The sequence below is a fragment of the Blautia schinkii genome, assembly GCF_013304825.1.
Taxonomy (GTDB): Bacteria; Bacillota; Clostridia; order Lachnospirales; family Lachnospiraceae; genus Blautia_A; species Blautia_A schinkii_B.
In genome coordinates this window covers 59,071-81,903 of record NZ_JAAWUO010000016.1, presented here as the reverse complement: position 1 = coordinate 81,903, position 22,833 = coordinate 59,071, and the positions used below count along the sequence as shown (strand labels likewise).

The 22,833-nt window shown below is 43.2% G+C and carries 21 protein-coding genes and 6 tRNA genes; 20 read left to right on the top strand and 7 right to left on the bottom strand.

The genetic code is table 11. From position 1 onward, the window contains the following. Positions 1-5: 5 nt before the first annotated feature. From HFM85_RS12710 to HFM85_RS12695, 4 genes are all read left to right on the top strand, one after another. Positions 6-1,130: an ABC transporter permease gene (locus HFM85_RS12710; protein ID WP_173738525.1), complete on the top strand. Its 1,125-nt coding sequence runs from the start codon at positions 6-8 to the stop codon at positions 1,128-1,130. After that, entirely contained in the window at positions 1,117-2,262 is a 1,146-nt protein-coding gene (locus HFM85_RS12705) for an ABC transporter permease (protein WP_173738524.1), read from the top strand. The genes HFM85_RS12710 and HFM85_RS12705 overlap by 14 nt, the downstream gene beginning before the upstream one ends. Before the next feature lie 72 nt (positions 2,263-2,334). Beyond that, positions 2,335-3,306 (top strand): D-2-hydroxyacid dehydrogenase, encoded by a 972-nt coding sequence (locus tag HFM85_RS12700; RefSeq protein WP_173738523.1) that lies wholly within the window; start codon positions 2,335-2,337, stop codon positions 3,304-3,306. Between the two features lie 101 nt (positions 3,307-3,407). After that, positions 3,408-3,989: an NUDIX hydrolase gene (locus tag HFM85_RS12695; RefSeq protein WP_173738522.1), complete on the top strand. Its 582-nt coding sequence runs from the start codon at positions 3,408-3,410 to the stop codon at positions 3,987-3,989. Positions 3,990-4,106: 117 nt separating this feature from the next. Here HFM85_RS12695 and HFM85_RS12690 read toward each other — a convergent pair whose 3' ends face one another. After that, positions 4,107-5,291 (bottom strand): SAM-dependent methyltransferase, encoded by a 1,185-nt coding sequence (locus tag HFM85_RS12690; protein ID WP_173738521.1) that lies wholly within the window; start codon positions 5,289-5,291, stop codon positions 4,107-4,109. A 354-nt stretch (positions 5,292-5,645) separates the two neighbouring features. Between HFM85_RS12690 and HFM85_RS12685 the strand changes: the two genes are divergently transcribed. Genes HFM85_RS12685 through HFM85_RS12670 form a run of 4 tightly spaced genes read left to right on the top strand, consistent with a single transcriptional unit; the run spans position 5,646 to position 9,643 of the window. After that, positions 5,646-8,057, top strand: a complete 2,412-nt coding sequence (locus tag HFM85_RS12685; RefSeq protein WP_173738520.1) for a response regulator — start codon at positions 5,646-5,648, stop codon at positions 8,055-8,057. Positions 8,058-8,071: 14 nt separating this feature from the next. Continuing rightward, positions 8,072-8,362 (top strand): PF20097 family protein, encoded by a 291-nt coding sequence (locus HFM85_RS12680; RefSeq protein WP_173738519.1) that lies wholly within the window; start codon positions 8,072-8,074, stop codon positions 8,360-8,362. A gap of 33 nt (positions 8,363-8,395) precedes the next feature. Beyond that, positions 8,396-9,187, top strand: coding sequence for a uridine phosphorylase (udp, locus tag HFM85_RS12675; protein ID WP_119239586.1), 792 nt, complete (start codon positions 8,396-8,398; stop codon positions 9,185-9,187). Positions 9,188-9,223: 36 nt separating this feature from the next. Beyond that, positions 9,224-9,643 (top strand): cytidine deaminase, encoded by a 420-nt coding sequence (locus tag HFM85_RS12670; protein WP_173738518.1) that lies wholly within the window; start codon positions 9,224-9,226, stop codon positions 9,641-9,643. A gap of 216 nt (positions 9,644-9,859) precedes the next feature. On the opposite strand, the gene HFM85_RS12665 is transcribed toward HFM85_RS12670, so the two are convergent. Beyond that, positions 9,860-9,930 (bottom strand) — tRNA-Trp (locus tag HFM85_RS12665). A gap of 131 nt (positions 9,931-10,061) precedes the next feature. Next, positions 10,062-10,149: transfer RNA gene (locus HFM85_RS12660), tRNA-Ser, on the bottom strand. Between the two features lie 184 nt (positions 10,150-10,333). Between HFM85_RS12660 and epsC the strand changes: the two genes are divergently transcribed. The 5 genes from epsC (at position 10,334) to HFM85_RS12635 (ending at position 11,708) form a co-directional block, all read left to right on the top strand. After that, positions 10,334-11,254, top strand: a complete 921-nt coding sequence (gene epsC, locus HFM85_RS12655) for a serine O-acetyltransferase EpsC (protein ID WP_173738517.1) — start codon at positions 10,334-10,336, stop codon at positions 11,252-11,254. A 125-nt stretch (positions 11,255-11,379) separates the two neighbouring features. After that, positions 11,380-11,450: transfer RNA gene (locus HFM85_RS12650), tRNA-Gly, on the top strand. A gap of 3 nt (positions 11,451-11,453) precedes the next feature. After that, a tRNA-Gly gene (locus HFM85_RS12645) sits at positions 11,454-11,526 on the top strand. Positions 11,527-11,561: 35 nt separating this feature from the next. Beyond that, positions 11,562-11,632: transfer RNA gene (locus HFM85_RS12640), tRNA-Gly, on the top strand. Between the two features lie 3 nt (positions 11,633-11,635). Then, positions 11,636-11,708: transfer RNA gene (locus tag HFM85_RS12635), tRNA-Gly, on the top strand. Between the two features lie 156 nt (positions 11,709-11,864). On the opposite strand, the gene HFM85_RS12630 is transcribed toward HFM85_RS12635, so the two are convergent. Further along, entirely contained in the window at positions 11,865-12,080 is a 216-nt protein-coding gene (locus HFM85_RS12630) for a DUF378 domain-containing protein (RefSeq protein ID WP_173738516.1), read from the bottom strand. A 182-nt stretch (positions 12,081-12,262) separates the two neighbouring features. Then, complete coding sequence (locus tag HFM85_RS12625) at positions 12,263-13,426, bottom strand: DUF5067 domain-containing protein (RefSeq protein ID WP_243873888.1); 1,164 nt, start codon at positions 13,424-13,426, stop codon at positions 12,263-12,265. 158 nt (positions 13,427-13,584) lie between these two features. Between HFM85_RS12625 and HFM85_RS12620 the strand changes: the two genes are divergently transcribed. The 3 genes from HFM85_RS12620 to HFM85_RS12610 all read left to right on the top strand — a co-directional run bounded on the left by HFM85_RS12620 (position 13,585) and on the right by HFM85_RS12610 (position 16,619). Next, a complete protein-coding gene (locus tag HFM85_RS12620) occupies positions 13,585-14,523 on the top strand; it encodes an alpha/beta fold hydrolase (protein ID WP_173738515.1) in 939 nt (312 codons plus the stop codon). A 97-nt stretch (positions 14,524-14,620) separates the two neighbouring features. After that, positions 14,621-16,159 (top strand): 4-alpha-glucanotransferase, encoded by a 1,539-nt coding sequence (malQ, locus tag HFM85_RS12615; protein WP_173738514.1) that lies wholly within the window; start codon positions 14,621-14,623, stop codon positions 16,157-16,159. Between the two features lie 37 nt (positions 16,160-16,196). Further along, complete coding sequence (locus HFM85_RS12610; protein ID WP_173738513.1) at positions 16,197-16,619, top strand: hypothetical protein; 423 nt, start codon at positions 16,197-16,199, stop codon at positions 16,617-16,619. A 161-nt stretch (positions 16,620-16,780) separates the two neighbouring features. Here HFM85_RS12610 and HFM85_RS12605 read toward each other — a convergent pair whose 3' ends face one another. Beyond that, on the bottom strand, positions 16,781-17,332 hold the full coding sequence (locus HFM85_RS12605) for a VanZ family protein (RefSeq protein ID WP_330596717.1): 552 nt from the start codon (positions 17,330-17,332) through the stop codon (positions 16,781-16,783). 181 nt (positions 17,333-17,513) lie between these two features. On the opposite strand from HFM85_RS12605, the gene thyA reads away from it, so the two are divergent. Beyond that, a complete protein-coding gene (gene thyA / locus HFM85_RS12600; protein ID WP_119239555.1) occupies positions 17,514-18,362 on the top strand; it encodes a thymidylate synthase in 849 nt (282 codons plus the stop codon). A gap of 35 nt (positions 18,363-18,397) precedes the next feature. After that, positions 18,398-18,892: a dihydrofolate reductase gene (locus HFM85_RS12595; RefSeq protein WP_173738512.1), complete on the top strand. Its 495-nt coding sequence runs from the start codon at positions 18,398-18,400 to the stop codon at positions 18,890-18,892. A 230-nt stretch (positions 18,893-19,122) separates the two neighbouring features. Here HFM85_RS12595 and HFM85_RS12590 read toward each other — a convergent pair whose 3' ends face one another. Then, positions 19,123-20,154: a branched-chain amino acid aminotransferase gene (locus HFM85_RS12590; RefSeq protein WP_330594900.1), complete on the bottom strand. Its 1,032-nt coding sequence runs from the start codon at positions 20,152-20,154 to the stop codon at positions 19,123-19,125. A gap of 156 nt (positions 20,155-20,310) precedes the next feature. On the opposite strand from HFM85_RS12590, the gene HFM85_RS12585 reads away from it, so the two are divergent. Next, complete coding sequence (locus tag HFM85_RS12585) at positions 20,311-21,546, top strand: 5-bromo-4-chloroindolyl phosphate hydrolysis family protein (protein WP_173738510.1); 1,236 nt, start codon at positions 20,311-20,313, stop codon at positions 21,544-21,546. Between the two features lie 112 nt (positions 21,547-21,658). Next, on the top strand, positions 21,659-22,807 hold the full coding sequence (locus HFM85_RS12580) for a toxic anion resistance protein (protein WP_173738509.1): 1,149 nt from the start codon (positions 21,659-21,661) through the stop codon (positions 22,805-22,807). The last annotated feature ends 26 nt before the right edge of the window (positions 22,808-22,833 follow it).

The window sequence follows — 22,833 nt, the reverse complement described above, 5'->3', positions numbered from 1 at the left end:
GAGAGATGTTGCATTTACTGAAATACAGTTTTCTTTCCAAAATCCGGAATTTTAACATTGTATTCTGGCCACTGGTTTTTCCACTTGTGCTTGGAACCTTTTTCTATTTTGCATTCGGAAATATCAATGAGGCAGATTTTCAGACGGTTCCGGTGGCAGTGGTAAAAGAAGATACAGCGGATACGTTTTTCCTGACTTATCTGGAACAGGTGGGAGAAAGCAATCCGGATCTTTTAAAGCGGGAAGAGATGTCAGAAAAAGAAGCTCTGGAAGCACTGCAGGATAAAAAAGTAGAAGGGATTTATTATGTGGGAAAAGAACCTTCCCTTACAGTAGCAGGAACCGGAATAGAAGAGAGTATCCTCCAGACAGTTCTTGACAGCTGCGAAAATACCAGGACGACCATCACCAACATCATGAAAAAAAATCCGGAGATGGACATAGAAACCATAACAAACCTGTTAAGCGCTGACAGTCTGGTAAAGGAGGTGTCTCTTGGGGGCCGGACCATTGACGGAAATGTGCAGTTCTTTTACGCACTGATCGCCATGGCTTGTCTGTATGGATGCTTTATCGGCTTTGGCTCCGCTATCGGGATCCAGGCCAATATCACACCGCTGGCAGCCAGACGATGCGTGACGCCGACTCACAAACTGAAGCTGATTCTTACAGATCAGCTGACATCTTTTGCCCTGGGCTATGTGGATGTGATCATTCTGCTCCTGTATCTCCGATATGTTCTCAAACTGGATTTTCAGGGGCAGATGGGGAAAATGCTGGTGATATCTTTCTTCGGAAGTCTTATCGGCGTATCTATGGGAATGTTCGTTGGGAGTTTTGGAAAAATGCAGGAAGGTGCCAAGATCGGGATCATACTGGGAATTTCCATGGTAAGCAGTTTCCTCGCAGGATTGATGAACGGAAATATGAAGGATATCGTGGAAAAAAGTTTTCCGTTTGTGAACCGGATCAATCCTGCATCACTGATCTCAGATGCATTTTACTGTATCAATGTATATGATGATATGACCAGATATTATAGAAATCTGATCACACTGGCGGTAATGTGCGTGGTGCTGGTGCTGGCATCCTTTTTCATGGTCAGGAGGGAACGTTATGACAGTATTTAAAGGCTATATGAGAATCATGAAAAAAAATACAGGGCTGATCCTTCTGTATCTGGGGATTTTTTTCGGAGTGACAATGGCACTTCAGGCAGCGGCCGGTAAGGAAACTTATACCAGCTATGAAAGCGAAAAAATAAAGATCGGAGTGGTGGATAAAGATAACGGGCCACTTGCAGAAGGACTGGTAAAATGGCTTGAAGGCACGCATCACGTGACAATGCTGGAGGATGACAGGGAGAAGCTTCAGGAGGAGCTTTTTTACAGAAATGTAGAGTACATCGTGGTGATCCCTGAGAATTTTTATGAGAGCTGTATGGTAAACGGAGAAAGTATTTCCGTGACAAAGGTGCCCGGATCTTATTCGGCATATTATGTGGATCAGCAGCTTGAGAGCTGTCTGAATACAATGCGGACATATCTGGAAGCCGGTTTTTCCCGGAAGGAAGCGGCAGCTGCGCTCCTGGATGAAAAAAGAGGAGAAGTCACAATGCTGGATACAGATGAAAACAGTGGTACGTCCGGATGGCTCTATTATTTCCGATATATTCCATATCTGTTTCTTGCATTACTCTGCTATGTAATGGGATATGTGCTGATGGCTTTCAAAAAAGACGATATACCAAAGAGAATGCAGGCATCAGCGGTTTCAGCAAGACGACAGAGTCTGGAAGGGCTTTTGGCCATGTTTGTGATGGGTGGGGGATTATGGGGAATCGGTATGGCAGGAGCTATCCTTATGTATGGAAAAAAATTTCTCAGTTCAGAAAATTTCGGATATTATGTACTGAACACTCTGGTGATGATGGCAGTGGCACTTTCACTTTCCTATCTGATCGGTCTTTTTGTAAAAAACAGCAACATGTTAAGCGGGATCGCAAATATCCTGTCTCTTGGAATGTGCTTCCTGTGTGGTGTGTTTGTTCCTATGAATGTTATGGACAGAAACGTCCTGAAGGTGTCTCAGTTTCTTCCGGTGTACTGGTATGAAACTGTAAATGAGACTCTTGGAAGTTACAGCCGCCTCTCAGGTGAGGCAGCTGCATCGGTTTGGAAAGGCATTGGACTGGAAGCTATGTTCGCGGTAGTTTTTGTCTGCATGATCCTGGCAGTGACCAGGTATCAGCGGCAGAAATAACAGAAAATAATAGCAGATGGCTATTAATTATGGTAGGATATAGCTGATAAAGATGATTTGCGGAGAAAAAACATGAAGAAAATACAAGTTTTAATAAAACCACAATGCGATGCAGAGATCCGAAATCAGTTTGTAACGAAATTCGGAGCTCAATGTGAATTTACATTTCAGGGCAAAGAAACTGAGGATGCGATCGTGGCAGCAGAAGTAATGATCGGAGAACCGGGAGAATCAGAACTTCAGAAAGCGGAAAATCTTCGCTGGCTCCAGCTGACCTGGGCCGGTGTGGATAAATATACAAAAATGAAAGCATTCCCGACAGGAGTTACATTAACCAATGCTTCCGGCGCTTTTGGAAAGATCATATCAGAATATGTGATCGGGAATATCATTACGCTGTACCGTGGACTTCCGAATTACTGGAAAAACAAACAGAAACACCTCTGGGTACAGAATAAATCATCAGAAACTATATATGGAAAAAATATCCTTATCCTGGGAACCGGGGATATTGGAAGAAACATTGCCCACAGAATGAAAGCATTTGAAACTCATGTGACTGGAATAAAAAGAACTGCAGTCCCGGGGCATTCGCAGCAGATGAAAGAGTTTGATGAGGTATATGATCTGACAGCTCTGGATCAGCAGCTTCAGAAAGCAGACATTGTGATCGGCTGTCTCCCGGGAACGCCGGAAACAAAAGGCCTTCTGAATTACGAACGGCTGCATTCCATGAAAAAAGCTGCAATTCTGGTTAATGTGGGAAGAGGAAGTCTCATTCAAACAGAAGCTCTGCTCAAAGTACTGGAAGAAGGCCACTTAAAAGGAGTGATCCTGGATGTATTTGAGACAGAACCATTGCCGGAGACATCACTTCTTTGGAATATGGAAAACGTCCTCATTACCCCACACATTGCAGGCCCGAGCTTCGGCGGAAACGCTGAAGTTCAGGATATGATCTGGAACATCTGCATGGAAAATCTGGAACGATATCTGAATGGAAAAGAATTAAAAAATATTGTCCGGTTAAAGGATGGGTATTAAATAAAAAAGATAGTTACAAGCATTGGATATGATGATAAAATACAATGTGTTTGTTAATAAAAATACATTGGAGGATATTTAAGAAAGAGGCAGAGTGCATAATGATAACACGCCAGAAACTGATCGGTCAGATAGAAAAATACAAGCCCAATAATGAGCAGGAAGAAAAAGATAAAATCCTGATCCTGGACTGGATCAGAAACAATGAGAATGCTTTTTCCAGAGAGAATGCAGTAGCTCATATGACGGCTTCTGCCTGGGTAGTAAACAAAGACCGGACTAAAGTCCTTATGGTATATCACAACATATACAATTCCTGGTCCTGGCTTGGAGGACATGCAGATGGAGAGACTGATTTATTGTCCGTTGCTGTCAGAGAAGTAAAAGAAGAAGCAGGGATTAGTAATGTTCATCCTGTGTCAGAAGAGATTTTTTCCATGGAATCCCTGACTGTAGACGGGCATGTGAAAAAAGGAAAATATGTATCCAGCCATCTGCACTTTAATATAACATATCTCCTTGAGGCAGATTCAGAAGAGACTGTTTCCATAAAAGCAGATGAAAACAGTGGCGTAGCCTGGTTTTCACCGGAAGAAGCATTAAAGAAATCAACAGAACCGTGGTTTGTGAAGAATGTTTATACCAAGCTTATCAGAAAATTATTGATCGGGGATTATGCATAGATGGGCAAGAAATTCCGGATATTGGAACAGAAACAAAAATATCGTACAGAAATACTTTTTCTGAATTTTATCAGAGAAGGTTCTGTACGATATTTTTTATGAAAATTGATGAAACAATTAATACCAGCGGGTCATTGGCAGATTGTTATTAATTCCTTTTGTCATAAGGATCTGATGAAGATCAATGATTCCGTTGTGGAAGGTTGCTGCACATGCAGAAAGGTAAAGATCCCACATACGCAGGAAGTTTTCATCAAACATGGTCTTTTCTTTTTCGATATTGTCGCGGAAATTCTTTTCCCAGTGAAGTAATGTCTTATTGTAATGCAGGCGGAGATTTTCAATATCCAGAGTGTGGAAATTATCTTCAGCCATATGAGTCAGGATCTCACGGAGGCTTGGAACAGTTCCACCTGGGAAAATATATTTTTTAACCCATGGATCGCCAGGATGTTCTTTCAGGGCACTGATAAAGTGAAGCAGGAATAATCCACCTGGTTTGAGGATTTTTTCTACGCAGTCAAGGAAGAGCTGATAATTGTCACGGCCAACATGCTCCAGCATACCAACGCTGACAACACGGTCAAACTGATAACCGGATTTCGGCAGGTCACGGTAATCCATCAGTTCTACTGTAAGATAATCTTCCAGTCCCTGATCCTTGATACGTTTCTGGAATTCAGCATATTGTTCATGGCTTAATGTGATGCCTGTGCCGTGAATCTTATATTTTCTGGCAGCTTCGATGAGCAGAAATCCCCATCCGCAACCGATATCCAGAAGGGACATGCCCTCTTCAAGATGTAATTTCTTAAGAATGTAATCTACTTTGTTTACCTGTGCCTGATACAGAGTATCATCTTCATGAATGAAATAGCCACAGGAATAACTCATGGTTTCGTCCAGCCATAATTTATAGAAATCATTTCCGATATCATAGTGACTGGTTACTTCTTTTTCCTGGTTCTTTTTGGATGTAGAGCTGAACATAATTTTTTTCAGGGCAGATTCGTTGGTGGAAAATTTACCCATCTGTCCAAGAAAATGATCAAGAGCTTCATAAAGATTTCCCTCGATATCCAGATCACCACGCATGTAAGCTTCTCCCAGTGCGAGAGAAGTACTTTTCATCAGATCTGCGATAGGAATTGCTTTTTTGAAATTAACTGTAAATGTAGGTTCACCCTCTCCGATCAGATATTCGGAATTCTTGAACTTTACCAGAAATGGATAATCTGTAAAGCGTTCAAGGAACTGCACCATTGCTTTCTCTTCAGTCTTTTCTTCTAATGTCTTAAACATGATAGTATACCTCCTTTAACACAGGATAATGATACACCCTGGAGATAGCTTTACGTCAAGGGGATAATTGAACAAAAATATGTATAAAGATAACCGGAAAATCAGAGAAACTGTCGGTAAACGGCGGTATGTTCTGTTTTTGCGAAAAGAATGGAATCGAGATTCGATTGCCAGGATATATTTCTGGCTGATGAAAAAAACTCATTATGAAAGAAGCTTCTGCCAAAATATTCTTTTCCTGCAATTCATGAGATGGTATAATACAGGAAAAGTCAGGATATCTTCTGACAAAAAAGATGGTATGCGGAGGGTGGCTATCAGCAGATTCTGACAGTAAAAGGGGGTGTTAATGCTATGCCTTCATATAAAGAACAGTTTAACCTGAGTATTTTTGACTACAGTCCTGTAGGATATTGCGTGCTGGAACTTGTGCTGGACGATAAGGGACAGCCAGTGGATTGGATCTACCGTTACTGTAATCAGGCTTTTGCAGATATAAAAGATCACAGCCTGGAGGAAATACTGGACCATTCATTTCAGAGTTTGTTTCCGGAGGCAGATAATAAATGGCTGCATGTCTGTTATGAAGCGGCATATGAGAACCGGTCCAGTGAGACAGACGTGCGAAAAGAAAAAAACTATCATGTGGTCATTGCACCAGTTGGAAAAACGGGTTTCTGTTCAGGTATGATCTATGAGTCTGAAAAAGCGGAGAATAAGAATACAGAAATAAATGATCCGATGCCAGATGAGAATTACATCGTAAAAAAATTATTTCCGGAATATGTTTCGCTGTATCGTATAGAACTCAATTCCGGAAAATACGAAATCTTAAGACTTGTCTCAAATACCAATGCAAAGAAGCTTGCTGATAAGACGTCGGGGATATTTAACAGTTTTGATGAATATTCCAAAGTATATGCAGATACCTTTATTTCGGAGAAAGACAAGGCAGAATTTCTTGACTGGCATTTATGCAGGAACATGAAAAAAAGACTTCGCTATACAGAGAAAATTACATATCATTATCAGAGCATTTCGGAAGATGGACACAACAGCTATTATGAAGCTTATGCTGCAAAAGGAAAAGTTGATGATGAAACATTTACTATTTTTTTAGGGTATCGTAATGTTGGCAGTATTCTTTATAAGGAAAAAGCAATCCAGCAAAAATTGGCAGAAGCACTGGAAAAAACAAGGCTGAATAATGAGATCATAGATGCCATTGCCAAGACCTATCATTATATTTCAAGGATTGATATCCAGGAAGACTGGTTTGAAGAAATATCAAACAGAGATGTGAAAAATCTGAAATATATAAAAGCAGGTATTTTATCGGTTAATAATGAAAAACTGTGCAGACAGTTTGTAGCTGAGGAATATCAGGATGCTTTTTTTAAATTTACAGATATGAGTACACTGGCAGAACGAATGAAAAACGAAGAGACCATTGCGATGGAATACCAGATGAAGGATGGAAACTGGCATAAACTTCGCTTTATTGAAAAGAAAAGAGATGAGAACGGACAGCTGACCCATGTACTTTGTGCGATCCGAAGTATCAGCGATGTGAAGAAAAAAGAGCAGAATCTTATATATCAGGTGGCAGAAGCAAGGAAGGATGCAGCTCTGAAATCTAGGTTTCTGTCCAATATGAGCCATGATATCCGAACACCAGTGAACGGGATCATGGGTATGCTCGATCTGGCAAACTGTTATCCGGAAGATATGGAAGTCCAGCAGAAATGCAGAGATCAGATCATGAAATCCTCAAAATATCTTGTTTCGATCGTGAGCGATATTCTGGAGATGAACAAGCTGGAAAGCGGTGATTTTTCAGAAAAGGAGCTGACATTTGACCTGGCAGAACTGTTAAATAAGGCTAATACGGATAAACAGGTCCAGGCAGAAGAAAAAGATGTTGATTATGTGGTAGACTGGAAAAAATCTGATTTAAGACATATATGCCTGAAGGGAAATCCTGTTTATCTGAAAAAGATCCTGGATGCAGTTAGCGATAATGCAGTGAAGTTTACTGAGCCAGGCGGCAGTGTACATGTTTGGTGTAAAGAAAAATCAGCAGATGATGAGAATATAGTATATGAGTTTGAATGCTCGGACAATGGAATCGGCATGAGCCAGGAGTTTATTCCTCATGCCTGTGAAATGTTTTCACAGGAAAATATAACCAGCAGATCGAAATATGAAGGAACTGGTCTGGGTCTTGCAATATCAGAAAAAATGGCGGAGAGTCTGGGTGGAACAATCGAGATAAAAAGCCGGAAGGGTATCGGAACTACTGTGCGTGTCACACTTTCGTTTAAGATTGGAAATCCGGAAAAGCTTGCAAAGGCAGAAAGTCATGAGGAGATATCTTTAGAGGGAAAACGTGCTTTGGTCGCAGAAGACAATGAGCTGAACATGGAAATTGTAAAATTTATGCTGGAAAATAAAGGTGTTCATGTAGAGTGTGCTGCTGACGGTATGGAAGCGGTCAAAAAATTTGAGGAATCTGCACCAGGGTATTATGATGCAGTTTTTATGGATATTATGATGCCAAATATGAATGGATGGGATGCAGCAAGAAAGATTCGTTCCATGAAACGGATCGATGCGGGAACGATTCCAATCATAGCTATGAGTGCAAATGCTCTGGCTGAGGATATGATCAACAGCCGTATTTCCGGAATGAACCAGCATCTGACCAAACCGCTTGAAGAGAAAAAGCTTATGGCGGCATTTAAGGAATGCCAGAGAAAAATATAATGAAGGAGAAAAACATGGGAGTAAATTCAATTGACGCAGAGGATGATCAGGTTGTACACCGTTACGATGCGCAAATGCTGAACGAGAGCACGGATGAAGAAGAAATCAAGGTGAAATGTCCATACTGCGGAAGAAAAATGTGTGAGGGACAGATCCATTCTTTCAATTCGGGAATGGAATGGAGATCAAAAGGTGAATCCATGCGGTTAAATACAGAGAAAGGTCTGTCAAAAATGATATATGGCGATCGGATCAGTGCTTGGCGATGTGAGTATTGCAAGAAGATCATCATATCTTATGAATGAAAGAAAAACAGATATGGAAATGGGGGGAACAACATGAAAAATTATTCAGAAGACGCAGGCAGACAGTATCATATTCAGGTGGCGAAAGGTGAAGTCGGACGTTACGTTATCCTGCCGGGAGACCCGAAGCGTTGTAAAAAAATTGCGCAGTATTTTGATGATCCGGTTTTTGTGGCAGATAACCGTGAGTATGTAACGTACACCGGAACACTGGATGGAGTAAAGGTAAGTGTGACTTCTACCGGAATCGGAGGGCCGTCGGCGTCTATTGCAATGGAAGAGCTTTATCAATGTGGTGCAGATACTTTTGTGAGGATCGGAACCTGCGGTGGGATGCAGCCGGAGGTAAAGAGCGGTGATATTGTTGTTGCAACGGGCGCGATCCGTATGGAAGGCACCAGCAAAGAGTATGCACCTATTGAATTTCCGGCAGTGGCAAATCTGGAAGTGATCAATGCACTTGTGGAAGGGGCAAAAAAAGAAGAATGTGAATTTCACACAGGTGTGGTACAGTCTAAGGATGCCTTTTATGGTCAGCATGAGCCGGAAACAAAACCGGTCAGCTATGAACTGATGAATAAATGGGAAGCATGGAAACGCCTCGGCTGTCTTGCTTCGGAGATGGAATCAGCTGCTCTTTTTGTGGTGGCAAATTATTTGAAAGTGAGAGTAGGTGCCTGTTTCCTGGTGCTTGCAAATCAGGAAAGAGAGAAGCTGGGCCTGGATAATCCTGTGGTACATGATACCGATAAAGCAATCCAGGTTGCAGTACAGGCAATCCGTGAACTGATCCGTGCAGATCAGGCACAGAAAAAAGAAGAGTAACGTATACATGCCTGATTCAGGAAAGGTGGGAAAATCATGGAAAAGAAACAGATTGAAGAAATGATCGATCTGGCGATCAGACAGATGGACTATTCCTATGCGCCATATTCACATTTTCATGTAGGAGCGGCACTTCTTTCCCAAAACGGCACTTATTATACCGGGTGCAATATAGAAAATGCTGCCTATACTCCAACGAACTGTGCGGAAAGAACTGCTTTTTTCAAAGCAGTCAGTGAAGGCGTGAGAGACTTTCAGGCAATCTGTATCGTTGGCGGCAAGGATGGTGTTCCTACAGAATATGCAGCACCCTGTGGAGTATGCAGACAGGTTATGATGGAGTTCTGTGATCCGGAAACCTTTCAGATCATACTGGCAGTCAGCAGAGAAAAATATGATATCTTTGCGCTAAAGGAACTTTTGCCAATTGGATTTGGACCGGATAATCTGGAGTAACTGAAGTGATAAGTGCAGGTGGATACATGCAGAAATTTTCACGATATGAATGCAGTGCGGAGTAAAATATTGAAAAGTGATCACCCAGACGATGATATTACAGGCCGGGCGGTCACTTTTTCTTTATACAGTCTCAATATGGGTTTCCTTTAAACTTTATGGAAAAACAAAAAACGCTGAAAATCTTTGATTAAGACTTTTCAGCGCTCTTAATAGCAGGGGATGAGAGAATCGAACTCCCACCAAAGGTTTTGGAGACCCCTATCATACCATTTGACCAATCCCCTATATTCAATTGTGTTTTCATCACTGTTGCAATTATACATATAAAACATACAATTGTCAAGAGATGAGAGTGCTTTTTTATACAAAATATAAATACCACCATATTTTTAACTGGTGAAAAAACGGCAGTAAACGGAGATGGAGGGATTTGAACCCTCGCACCGGTTGCCCGGCCTACCGCATTTCGAGTGCGGACCCTTCAGCCACTTGGGTACATCTCCGGATGCTTTCAAAGCTTTCCAGCAGCTTTCGTGAAAACCTTTATTATTATATAAGGTATCCGGAGAAAGGTCAATCTTTTTTAAAACTTTTCTTTTTTGTATTATTGACGAATCTTCCAGACTATAATATGATAATGAGATAAAGTGTACAGACAGAAGTGGATGTGCAGAAATGGAGGGAATTATGAGCGATAAGAAATCAGCGATTCTCAGAGCGGCGAAGGGTCTTACTGAGAATTATGCTTCTGAAGAACTTTTTATGCCGAAAAGCGGCAGACGTCTGCCGAACCGTTCGGTCATCATCGATATAGTAAGAGATCTGAAATCTATTGTATTTCCGGGATATTTCAGTACGGATACCAGTGCTACCGTATTTCCGGAGTATTATGTGGGACACAGACTGAATGATATTTATGACAGATTGAAGAACCAGATCGAGATCGCGCTTCTTTATCATGGAGAAGAGCCGGAAGAGGCAGAGGCGCATGCAGACAGAACTGCCTGTGGATTTTTTGAACAGCTTCCGGAAGTTCAGAGACTGCTTCTGACAGATGTGCAGGCAGGATTTGACGGAGACCCGGCAGCCAAGAGTAAGGAAGAAATCATTTTTTCCTATCCTGGATTGTTTGCAATCTATGTGTATCGTCTGGCGCATATCCTTTATAAAGAAAATATTCCGTTTATCCCACGAGTAATGTCTGAGTATGCACATGGACGCACAGGAATTGATATTAACCCAGGTGCAACCATTGGGGAGTATTTCTTTATTGATCATGGTACAGGTGTGGTTATTGGTGAGACAACAGAAATCGGAAACAATGTGAAGCTGTATCAGGGCGTAACTCTCGGAGCTCTTTCTACAAGAATGGGGCAGCAGCTTGCCAATGTGAAGCGTCATCCGACAATTTGTGATAATGTGACAGTTTATTCTAATTCCACAGTACTTGGCGGAGAAACTGTTGTGGGAGAGAGTACCATTATCGGTGGTAATACTTTTATTACAGAATCTATCCCTGCAAATACAAAGGTCAGTGCCAAGAGTCCGGAGCTTGTGATTAAGAAACCGAAGACTCAGGTTTCTGCTACAAATGTATGGGATTATTGATAACAAATCAAATAAATAAAAAAATTAAAAAAATTCAAAAAAACTGTTGACAAATAAAACAGCATGCTATATACTAATCATCGTTGCAGCGGTCAAGCGATCGGTAATCACCGAAGCGACGATGCGCGGGTGTAGTTCAATGGTAGAACACCAGCCTTCCAAGCTGGATACGTGGGTTCGATTCCCATCACCCGCTTATGCGATAGTGGCGTAGTTGGTAACGCGCGACCTTGCCAAGGTCGAGACCGCGGGTTCGAGCCCCGTCTATCGCTCTCATCGGAAGATGAAGCTTTATAATTTCATAACTGCGGGTGTAGTTCAATGGTAGAACACCAGCCTTCCAAGCTGGATACGTGGGTTCGATTCCCATCACCCGCTTGTGCGATAGTGGCGTAGTTGGTAACGCGCGACCTTGCCAAGGTCGAGACCGCGGGTTCGAGCCCCGTCTATCGCTCTTTGGAACTCTGAGGATGGTCAGAGTTCTTTTTTATTGCCGGGAAAATCTGCAGCAGATCAGGCAAATCCGTGCTGCGGCAGAGTGAAAGGGACAGAGTCCCCGGAAATTCTGCCGCAGACGGAGAGAACTGTCTGTCAGGAACAGGAATGAAAATTATTCACTTACCTGTTCCTGATCTATAAGTGTATAGAAGGTCAGAAGATAAAGACCGCATAAGCCTACCAGACCATAGACGATCCGGGAAAGCCAGCTCATGCTTCCGAACAGGAAAGCTACCAGATTGAAATTAAAAAATCCGATCAGGCCCCAGTTTACCGCACCGATCACGGCAATCGTCAGTGCAAAATACTGTAAAAATTTATTTGCCATAAGTCACCATCCTTTCGTTATACAGGAGATAGTTTTTCGCGGAAGCGGGAAAAATATGTATCATAGAGAAAAAAGAAAACGGAAATTTCTGGTATTCATGTTAAAACATGAGCTGGAAATTTCCGTTTTATTGTTTGAACGAATTGAGAAAGTCCTGCGGATGATTTTATCCGTTTGGCACGTTACTGCAATTTAAGCACCTGAGATGTTGTCTGGCCACCGCTTACATTGAGAGTTTCTTTTCCCTGAAGGGTGACATCGCTGGTGGTGTCTTTCAGAAGAAATACCTGGCAGACAGTGACTGTTTTGCCTGGGTCAATGGTGTTCATGTAGTTGTCTACTGCTGTGTCATTGGCTTCCGGATAAGTTCCTTCAAGAGACTCGCCGTTCTGGGATGCCTGCAAAGTAAAATCCACGAATGCACTGGACTGGGAATCACCGGAGTTTGTGTAATCATAGTAGATCATCAGACATGAATTTCCACCGTAGTCTTTGGATACTGCAAACTGTTTGAAACGGACAGAAAACTTGTCTGTTGTGATATCAATAGATGAACCAGCAGTCTGTGCAGAATCAGAAGTATCAGAAGGTTCTGTGGAATCAGCGGAAGCATCGGAGCTGCTGTCGGAACTGTCATCATTAAGCTGGGAAGAAATCTCATCTTTTACATTTTTGAAGTTCGCGCACATAACTTTGACAGTTGTATCATCCAGGGAAACGATCTTCCATTCATCACCAATCTTGATAAGCGGATAGGTGATGTCGATATCACTGTATTTCTCATCTGCTGTAGAAGCATTTTCAGTAAGGAGAGAAGCGAGCATTTCCTGGATATCATCCTGGGTCATGGTCTTTCCAGCGTAGGCTGCAACTGCAACTTTCCGGGTGTATTCCTGAATGGTAGCTGCGTAGATGTTGGTTCCGTCAATATATTTCATGTGAACGGTTACTTTTGCAGTTCCGTTCTGGATGTCAAATTTGTTTTTGGTGATCTTGTAGGTCATCTTCTTATTAATTGTGGTGAAGAAATCTGTGTATGCGGAATCCCGGATATCTGCATCATCCAGGGCGCTGAGATCATGGCTCTGGAGAAGATTCTCCATAGTTGTAAAGTCCATATTCTGCATACCTGTGAGAAATTTCTCTGTAGCTTCTACCGGTTTATGACGCTCGTTCAGGTACCAGGCGACTCCGCCGGCAACTGCCGCAATCAGAAGAATGACCAGGCAGATGATGAGAGGCTTTTTGCTCTTTTTCTTTCTGCGAGGGGAATTGTCTTCGAAATCGTTGTTGATCAATGACCTGGAAAGATCATCATCGTAAAAATCGTTATTATCTGTATTCATTATTCCTCCTTAATATCCGTCGTGGTTGTTATATTACGGTAACGATTATAACATAGGTTTACTGTTTGAGAAACCCCCTGTGTTATGATATACTTTGTGATATAAAAACAGGTCAGGAAATGCTGCGGGGAGCGGCAGGAAAGAAGAGGTGGAATATAATGGCAAGAACGATTCAGTATTCGTTTCCGTCAAAAGCGGACGGACTGGTAATTTCCTGTCTGGCATTGGTGCCGGAGCTTGGACGTGATGAGAAATACCGGGGAATCATTCAGATCGTTCATGGAATGAGTGAGTATAAGGAACGATATCTTCCGTTTATGGAATATATGGCGGAACATAAATATGTAAGTGTGATTCATGATCACAGAGGACATGGCAAAAGTGTGCGGGATAAAGAAGACCTGGGCTATATGTACGGCGGTGGCGCAGATGCCATGCTTCAGGATATCCACACTGTGAATAGCCTGATACGGGATCATTTTCCGGAGATTCCGCTGATTTTATTCGGACACAGTATGGGATCCCTGGCAGTCCGTGCTTATGCAGCCCATCATGATAATTGTATGGATATGCTGATTGTATGCGGATCTCCAAGCTACAATGCGCTACGTCCGGTTGGTGTTGCCCTGGCAAAAGCAGAGAAGGCTGTTTTTGGACCAAAACACAGTGCAGGTCTTATAGAGGCGATGTCTTTTGGAACGTATGCACTTCGGTTCCGGAAAGAAAAGAACCGTTTTTCCTGGATCTGTTCAGATCCGCAGGTAGTTCAGGATTACTCGGATTCTGAGTATTGCGGATTTACATTCAGTGATGATGCGTACCTAGCACTTTTTGACCTGATGAAAAGAGCTTACGATGTGAAACACTGGAACTGTACGAAACCGAAGATGCCGGTGCTGTTTATCAGCGGAGCAGATGATCCTTGCATGGGAAATGTGCGTCATTTTGCGAAAGCAGTCCGTGCTATGCGTCAAGCCGGATATCAGGATGTCCGGGGAAAATTATATCCGGGAATGCGCCATGAGATTTTGAATGAGGCAGATCGGAAACGAGTATATCGTGATATATTTATATATATCCACAAAAAAGAACTTTGAAGGTTTTGAAACAGGATGCTATAATAACAAAAGAGTGCTCCTGCAGACATCTGTGCGAGGGCGCGACTACTGAGATGAATACAGGAGGATTCTTGTTATGAGAGCAAGCGGAATTTTGCTTCCGGTATCCAGCCTTCCGTCCAGATTTGGAATCGGCTGTTTTTCTGCGGAAGCTTATGAATTTGTAGACCAGCTGGTGAGAGCAGGACAGAGATACTGGCAGATCCTGCCTCTTGGACCTACCGGATATGGAGATTCACCATATCAGTCTTTTTCCACATTTGCGGGAAATCCGTATTTTATTGATCTGGAAGCTTTTGTAAAGGCAGGATATCTTGAGGAAAGCGAATGTGAGGCCTGTGACTGGGGCAGTAATGAGAGCTATGTGGATTATGAAAAGATATACAAGTCCAGATTTGTTCTTCTGAGAAAAGCGTTTGAGAAATCAAATTGTGAGGCAGATGCAGAATATCAGAAGTTTGTTAAAGAGAATGCAGCATGGCTTGAGGATTACAGCCTGTATATGGCCATCAAGGACAGTCTCAGCGGCATCAGCTGGATTGAGTGGCCGGCAGAATTAAAGAACAGAGATCAGGCAGCACTTGATGAAGCTGGGAAAAAACTTTCCAGGGAAGTGGCATTTTATCGTTTCCAGCAGTTCTGGTTCTTTAAGCAGTGGACAGAGCTGAAGGCTTATGCCAACGATAAAGGTGTGGAGATCATCGGGGATGTGCCGATCTATGTTGCTTTTGACAGCGCAGATGCCTGGGCGCAGCCGGAGCTTTTTCAGTTTAATGAAGAAAATCTGCCGGTAGGTGTTGCCGGATGCCCACCGGATGCTTTTTCTGCTACAGGACAGCTCTGGGGAAATCCGCTTTATGACTGGGATTACCATAAAAAGACAGGTTATGCGTGGTGGACACTTCGTATGGCTAACTGCATGAAGCTTTATGACGTGGTACGTATTGACCATTTCCGAGGGTTTGATGAGTATTATTCCATTCCTTATGGAGATAAAACAGCAGAGTTTGGCCATTGGGAAAAAGGACCGGGAATTGAGCTTTTCCGGACTTTGGAGAAAAATCTCGGCAAGCTGAATGTGATCGCGGAGGATCTTGGACTTCTTACAGACAGTGTGATCGAACTGGTGGAGGAATCCGGATTTCCAGGTATGAAGGTTCTTCAGTTTGCTTTTGATGAGAATGAGGATAGCCCGTATCTGACGCACAGATATGAGAGAAACTGCATTGTTTACACCGGAACGCATGATAATGAGACAACAAGAGGATGGTTCCGGAATTTAAGCCAGCATGACAGGAATTTTGCGAAAGCGTATGTCGGCTGCGAGGGCAGGCATGAGACTGCAGCTGTGTGGAGCATGATCCGTGCAGCAATGGCGAGTGTGGCGGATCGATGCGTGGTTCCGGTGCAGGATTATCTTTGCCTGGGAAATGAAGCAAGGATCAATGAGCCGTCTACACTCGGAGATAACTGGAAGTGGAGAATGAAGAAAGGCCAGCTTACGGATAAAACGATTGAGAAGATATATAAGATGACGAAGCTTTATGGAAGAATTGTAAAAGAGGAACCGGCGCAAAAAGAAGCGGGAGATAAAGCTGGCGTGGAAAAAATGTAATGAAGCGGTCCGTTTTGCAGAAAGGATATAATACAACATGGAAGAAACCAAAAATGAAAATAATGAAACACAGAAAGAGAATCCTGTACAGGAAGAGTCTCCTGCAAGAAGAAGTCTTCTGTGGATCTTTGCAGGCGGTTATCTTGTGTATACAGGATATCGCCTGTGTGAAGGAATCATTAAAGGAACGGATGATGCAAGCAAAGGATTTCTGGCAGCAGGCGGCATTTTTATTGTGATCGGAGCTGTGCTTCTTGTTAAAGCTGTCCGCAATCTGGCTAAAGCAGGTGCAGAGAAAGCATCTGAGCAGGAAACAGCAGCAAGAAAAATGATCGAGGAAAATGCCAAAAAGAAAATGTCTATCTCAGAGAGAGCGCATCTGGCCGAGAATCTGGATGATGCGGAGGAGAGTGAGGCAGAAGAGACAAGTGGGAAAGCTGATAACAGTTCTGCGGAGTAATATAAGGAATGGGAAAGGTAAAACGATTTCGTCCGTGAGTATGTAGCGGAATAGAATGCGTGCAGGATCTGCACAAATACGATATAGCAACAATATAGAAAGCCGGAACATCTGGCAGAGAATTATTGAAATGTTCTCTGCCTGGATCTTCCGGCTTTTGTTTATTTGCGTTTTCTTGATTTTCGTCGTTTCTTTCGGGATTTTTTACCACCAGGAGTGTGAAGGGTGGACCAGCAGAATGCCTGTACCAGCAAAATCCCGATCAGCGCACCGCAGCTGTCAATACCCACATCCCTTACAGATGGTCCGCGGGCATTTACAAAGGACTGATGATATTCATCCAGACCTGCAAATCCCACGCATACTATTCCTGCCAGGAGCATCAGCCAGATTCCCCGGACTCCGTAAACGTAGAGCGGGAAGGAAATGGAGATGGCAAGAAGACAGTATTCTGTCATATGAGCTGCCTTACGGACATAAAACTCGATGCCGGAAGCCTCCTGAGAGAGCTGATCAGGGCTTTTGCCAGTGGCAAGTATTTCGTTTTTCGTTTCTACGATCTGGTAGCTGATTTTATAGCTTAAAGCTCCGGAAACTTCTCCGGTCTGTGCGGAAAAGGAATAGATCACGCACATCATCAGGATCGCAGGTGCAAAAGAAAATGGTTTTAATAATGTAATCAGTACTTTCATGGCTCTTAATATAGCACTCATGCCGGAAAATGTCCAGAGGAAAGAAGAAAACCGATTATTTCACAAATTGCCGGTTCTTGCACAGCCATGTAGACATTAATGGAAGAATTGTGTTAGAATAGAAACCAAATTCCAGGGGTATTTTAAACGTGGAAAAACTAAATATCCGAAAGATAAAAGCAAAATAAGGGAGGAAGGATCAATGAGTCTTGCAGATAATATATTTATTAACATGTGTAAAGATGTAATAGAGAACGGAACCAGCACAGAAGGAGAGAAGGTGCGCCCTGTATGGGAGGATGGAACTCCGGCTTATACCATTAAGAGATTTGGGGTTGTGAACCGCTATGACCTGCGTAAAGAATTTCCGGCACTGACTTTAAGAAGAACAGCTTTAAAGAGTGCCATGGATGAGATCTTATGGATCTGGCAGCAGAAATCCAACAATATCCATGATCTTCACAGCCATATTTGGGACAGCTGGGCCGATGAGAACGGTTCCATCGGAAAAGCCTACGGTTATCAGCTGGGTGTGAAGCATCAGTATAAAGAGGGAATGATGGATCAGGTTGACCGTGTGCTTTTTGACCTTAAGAACAATCCGTACAGCAGAAGGATCATGACTAATATTTATGTACATCAGGATCTTCATGAGATGAATCTTTATCCTTGTGCATATTCCATGACTTTCAATGTTACCAAAGAACCGGATAAAGACAAACTGGTTCTGAATGCAGTGCTGAATCAGAGATCCCAGGATATCCTGGCTGCCAATAACTGGAATGTATGTCAGTATTCCCTGCTTCTTATGATGATTGCCCAGGCCTGTGATATGGAGGCCGGAGAGCTTGTCCACGTGATCGCTGACTGCCATATTTATGACAGACATATCCCGGTGATCAAGGAGCTGATCTCAAGGAAACCATATCCTGCACCAACAGTTAAGCTGAACCCGGATGTAAAAGATTTCTACAAGTTTACAACGGATGATCTGATCGTGGAGAACTATGAGACCTGGCCGCAAATCAAAAATATTCCCATCGCGGTATAAATAAAACAATATTGGACACAAGAAAGGAATCAGATATGAATATTATTGTTGCAGCAGATAAGAACTGGGGAATCGGAAGAAATAATCAGCTTCTGGTCAGCATCCCTGCAGATATGAAAATGTTCCGCGAGGAGACTACAGGCAAGGTGGTTGTTATGGGAAGAAAGACACTGGAATCTTTCCCAAACGGACTTCCGCTTAAGAACAGAACAAATATTGTTATCACAGGAAATAAAGATTATCAGGTAAAAGGTGCAGTGGTCGTGCACAGTATTGAGGAAGCTCTGAAAGAAGTGGAGAAATATCCGTCTGAGAATGTATACTGCATCGGCGGAGACAGCATTTATAAACAGATGCTTCCGTACTGTGATGTAGCTCATGTGACAAAGATTGATTTTGCATATGAGGCAGATGCACATTTCCCGAATCTGGACGAGGATCCTGAGTGGGAGATCACAGCAGAGAGTGATGAGCAGACATATTTTGATCTGGAGTATGCATTTGTGAAATACGAGAGAAAGAATAAATAATATTGAGTGAATCAATATCAAAGAGAAATGCACCGCGGAGTGGATATTATGAGATGACTTCCAAGCGTTAGAGTTTAGGTCAGACTTTTGGAGTCGGTATATTAATATCAGACTGTGGTGCATTTTGTGAATATAAAGATGAAATTCTGATACAGTAACTGAAAAAACAGGCTGCTTATCTGATATAAACAGCCTGTCTTAAAAGTACTATCTGATTAAAAAAAGTACGATTACTCGATTACGTGGATCCATCCCTCCGGAGCTTCGATGCGTCCCATCTGGATGCCTGTCAGTGTGCCGTACAGTTTCTGAATAACCGGTCCCATCTTTTCCATTCCGCTTGGGAAGCAGATCTCTTTGCCATGGTCGTTGATCTTTCCGACTGGAGAGATAACAGCAGCAGTACCGCAAAGACCGCACTCTGCGAAATCTTTAACTTCATCGAAGTAGACCTCACGTTCCTCAGCTTCCAGACCAAGGTACTCTTTTGCAACGTAGATCAGGGAACGACGTGTGATGGAAGGAAGGATGCTGTCAGATTTCGGTGTTACAACCTTGCCGTCTTTTGTTACAAAGATGAAGTTCGCTCCGCCTGTCTCCTCAACTTTAGTACGAGTCTTAGGATCAAGGTACATGTTCTCGTCAAAGCCCTGTTTGTGAGCATCTACGATTGCATGAAGGCTCATTGCGTAGTTAAGGCCGGCCTTGATGTTACCTGTTCCGCAAGGTGCAGCACGGTCAAAGTCGCTGACACGGATCGTGATCGGTTTTGCGCCGCCTTTGAAGTACGGGCCGACCGGTGTTGTAAGGATACGGAACTGATATTCATCAGCCGGTTTAACGCCGATTACAGCGTTGGAACCAAACATGTAAGGGCGAAGGTAAAGTGTTGCACCTGAGCCGTATGGAGGAACCCATGCAGCATTAGCCTTAACTACCTGGTTAACAGCGTCGATAAATCTCTCTTTCGGGAATACCGGCATTTCAAGTCTTGCAGCAGAAGCAGCAATACGCTCTGCGTTCAGGTCAGGACGGAATGTAACAATACGTCCGTCTTCTGTTGTGTAAGCTTTCAGTCCTTCGAATACGCTCTGTGAATACTGAAGTACACCAGCACACTCATTAAGTACGATGTTAGGATCTGTGCTTAAAGTACCCTCATCCCATTTTCCATCTTTAAAATTAGATACATATCTGTAGTCGGTTGGCATGTAGCTGAATCCGATGCTGGACCAGTCAATGTTCTTTTTTTCCATGACGATATTCCTCCGTTTGAGAATTTTTACTTTTTACCATTGTAAAACTTTTACGTACTAACTTCAATAGGCAAAATTGAATTTTTTATTCCTTTTTTGCATTCTCTTGTAATTTTTACAGGAGTTCGCTATAATAAAAATATCTATGGACTGGAGGAAAAAATGGACAATCATGAATTTGAGGATCTTGGAAAAAAGATTCAGGACATTGTAGATAATGCGGTAAATTCCAACAGCTATCATGAGCTGAGCCGTACCATTAATCAGACTGTGAACAAGGCAATCGATTCAGGAAGCGAAGCATTGAAAAATGCTATGAATTCCGTATTTGATCCGGCCAATGACCCGAACTACAGGAAGAACAGCTACACTTATCAGAATCCTTATTACGGACGGAATAAGAAGGCCAGGGAACAAGCTGCGAAGAAACAGACAGAGCTTCTTTACGGCAAGACAACAGGCGAGAATCTGAAGGGCATGATGATGGCGGTTTCCGGAGGTATTCTTTTAAGCGGAATGGGACTTGGTGCCATGGTGCTTCTGATCTGGATGGGACTTGGCCACAGTGGAGCACTTGCAGCAGGTGTGCTTGGAGTGATGTGCACAGGTGCAGCAGGAGGTGGAGTACTTCTTGGGGCCGGAACGAAACGGCTTGGAAGACTGGGACGTTTTCAGAAATATATTAAGGAACTGGGAGATCATACATATTGTAATTTCCGGAAGCTTGCCCTGGCAGTAGGAAAACCGGAAAAATATGTAAAAAAAGATATCAGCCGTATGATCGCCAAAGGATGGTTTCTGGAAGGCCATGTGGATGCCCAGGAGACCTGTCTGATCACCAGCAATGAGACATATCAGCAATACCAGGAAACACAGAAGCAGCTGGAAATCAGAAAACAGGAAGCAGATCCGAAGGTGCAGCTTGAAGAGAATATGAGTCCGGAAGCACAGGACGTTCTGAAGAAAGGGAATGAATTCCTGGTGAAGATCAGAGAGAGCAACGACGCGATCCCTGGAGAAGAGATCTCCGCGAAGATATCCAGAATGGAACTGATCGTTCAGAAGATATTTGAGCGTGCCGGAGAGCATCCGGAGGTGATCCCGGACCTCAGGAAACTGATGGATTATTATCTGCCGATGACTGTGAAGCTTCTGGATGCTTATGAGGACATGGACAGGCAGCCAATCCAGGGTGAGAATATTTCAGCCTCCAAGCGTGAGATCGAGGATACGATCGATACGTTGAATATTGCATTCGAGAAACTTCTTGATTCTATTTTCCGTGATACAGCCTGGGATGTATCAGCAGATATTTCTGTGTTACATACAGTTCTTGCACAGGAAGGCCTGACGGAAGATGATTTTGAAAAGATGAAACAGGAAGCTGCACAGAAATAAATGCCATTGATGGCAGGAAGCCGGGCGGAAACAAAAACAGAGTGATCAGGATGGCAGAAGTGCTATCCTGAGTTTGAACTGTTATGTATGGATAAATGATTTAGGAGAGCTTATGGGAGAAGAATTTAAAGATTTTGAAGCAGAAGCTCCGGTACTGACACTGGAACCGGATCTCACAGATGAGAAAGATGAAGTCACAGCGAAAGAACCTGAGAAAACAGAAGAGCCGGCAATCGAGGAACCGGTGCTTTCCCCACAGGAGCAGAAGATGGTGGATGATTTTGCTGCAAAGATCGATATTGAGAATACGAACCAGATCCTGCAGTTTGGAGCAGGAACCCAGAAGAAGATGGCAGATTTTTCGGATGCTGCACTTGAGAATGTACGGACACAGGATCTTGGGGAAGTGGGAGATCTTCTGGCAAATGTTGTAGGGGAACTGAAGGATTTTGATGCTGCCGAGGAGAAAGGTTTGTTTGGCTTTTTTAAGAAGCAGACAGCCAGGGTGGATACACTGAAGAACCGTTATACCAAGGCAGAAGGAAATGTGGCGAAGATCACGGAGACACTGGAACAGCATCAGATGCGTCTGATGAAGGATTCGGCAGTTCTGGATAAGATGTATGACCAGAACCTGGCATACTTTAAAGAGCTTTCTATGTATATCCTTGCGGGCAAAAAGAAACTTCAGGCAGTCCGCGACGCACAGCTTCGTGAGCTTCAGCAGAAAGCAGCCACAAGCGGTCTTCCGGAGGATGCACAGGCTGCCAGTGATCTGGAGAATAAATGCGGCAGATTTGAAAAAAAGCTTCATGATCTGGAACTTACCAGAACGATTTCCATGCAGACTGCACCGCAGATCCGTATGATCCAGAATAATGATACAACAATGATCGAGAAGATCCAGACAACCATCGTGAACACCATTCCGCTCTGGAAGAGCCAGATGGTTCTGGCACTTGGAATTGCCCATTCCACAGAAGCAGCTCAGGCACAGCGTCAGGTTACAGACCTTACCAATGAACTCTTAAAGAAGAATGCGGAAACTCTTCATCTTGCATCTGTGGAAACAGCCAGAGAAGCAGAGAGAGGAATCGTGGATATTGAGACTCTCAGGCAGACCAATCAGCAGCTGATCCAGACTCTGGATGATGTGATGAAAATCCAACAGGAAGGCAGGGTGAAACGCCAGGCTGCAGAGGCAGATATGAGACGGATGGAGAATGAACTGAAATCAAAACTGCTGGAGATCCGGCACTGAAAAAATATTGCTGATAATTATATGGA

What these genes read in the sequence shown, in the direction of transcription:
- HFM85_RS12710 (WP_173738525.1), top strand. Translation starts at nt 6, where the DNA reads ATGTTGCATTTACTGAAATACAGTTTTCTTTCCAAAATCCGGAATTTT.
- HFM85_RS12705 (WP_173738524.1), top strand. Translation starts at nt 1,117, where the DNA reads ATGACAGTATTTAAAGGCTATATGAGAATCATGAAAAAAAATACAGGG.
- HFM85_RS12700 (WP_173738523.1), top strand. Translation starts at nt 2,335, where the DNA reads ATGAAGAAAATACAAGTTTTAATAAAACCACAATGCGATGCAGAGATC.
- HFM85_RS12695 (WP_173738522.1), top strand. Translation starts at nt 3,408, where the DNA reads ATGATAACACGCCAGAAACTGATCGGTCAGATAGAAAAATACAAGCCC.
- HFM85_RS12690 (WP_173738521.1), bottom strand. Translation starts at nt 5,291, where the DNA reads ATGTTTAAGACATTAGAAGAAAAGACTGAAGAGAAAGCAATGGTGCAG.
- HFM85_RS12685 (WP_173738520.1), top strand. Translation starts at nt 5,646, where the DNA reads ATGCCTTCATATAAAGAACAGTTTAACCTGAGTATTTTTGACTACAGT.
- HFM85_RS12680 (WP_173738519.1), top strand. Translation starts at nt 8,072, where the DNA reads ATGGGAGTAAATTCAATTGACGCAGAGGATGATCAGGTTGTACACCGT.
- udp (WP_119239586.1), top strand. Translation starts at nt 8,396, where the DNA reads ATGAAAAATTATTCAGAAGACGCAGGCAGACAGTATCATATTCAGGTG.
- HFM85_RS12670 (WP_173738518.1), top strand. Translation starts at nt 9,224, where the DNA reads ATGGAAAAGAAACAGATTGAAGAAATGATCGATCTGGCGATCAGACAG.
- epsC (WP_173738517.1), top strand. Translation starts at nt 10,334, where the DNA reads ATGAGCGATAAGAAATCAGCGATTCTCAGAGCGGCGAAGGGTCTTACT.
- HFM85_RS12630 (WP_173738516.1), bottom strand. Translation starts at nt 12,080, where the DNA reads ATGGCAAATAAATTTTTACAGTATTTTGCACTGACGATTGCCGTGATC.
- HFM85_RS12625 (WP_243873888.1), bottom strand. Translation starts at nt 13,426, where the DNA reads ATGAATACAGATAATAACGATTTTTACGATGATGATCTTTCCAGGTCA.
- HFM85_RS12620 (WP_173738515.1), top strand. Translation starts at nt 13,585, where the DNA reads ATGGCAAGAACGATTCAGTATTCGTTTCCGTCAAAAGCGGACGGACTG.
- malQ (WP_173738514.1), top strand. Translation starts at nt 14,621, where the DNA reads ATGAGAGCAAGCGGAATTTTGCTTCCGGTATCCAGCCTTCCGTCCAGA.
- HFM85_RS12610 (WP_173738513.1), top strand. Translation starts at nt 16,197, where the DNA reads ATGGAAGAAACCAAAAATGAAAATAATGAAACACAGAAAGAGAATCCT.
- HFM85_RS12605 (WP_330596717.1), bottom strand. Translation starts at nt 17,332, where the DNA reads ATGAGTGCTATATTAAGAGCCATGAAAGTACTGATTACATTATTAAAA.
- thyA (WP_119239555.1), top strand. Translation starts at nt 17,514, where the DNA reads ATGAGTCTTGCAGATAATATATTTATTAACATGTGTAAAGATGTAATA.
- HFM85_RS12595 (WP_173738512.1), top strand. Translation starts at nt 18,398, where the DNA reads ATGAATATTATTGTTGCAGCAGATAAGAACTGGGGAATCGGAAGAAAT.
- HFM85_RS12585 (WP_173738510.1), top strand. Translation starts at nt 20,311, where the DNA reads ATGGACAATCATGAATTTGAGGATCTTGGAAAAAAGATTCAGGACATT.
- HFM85_RS12580 (WP_173738509.1), top strand. Translation starts at nt 21,659, where the DNA reads ATGGGAGAAGAATTTAAAGATTTTGAAGCAGAAGCTCCGGTACTGACA.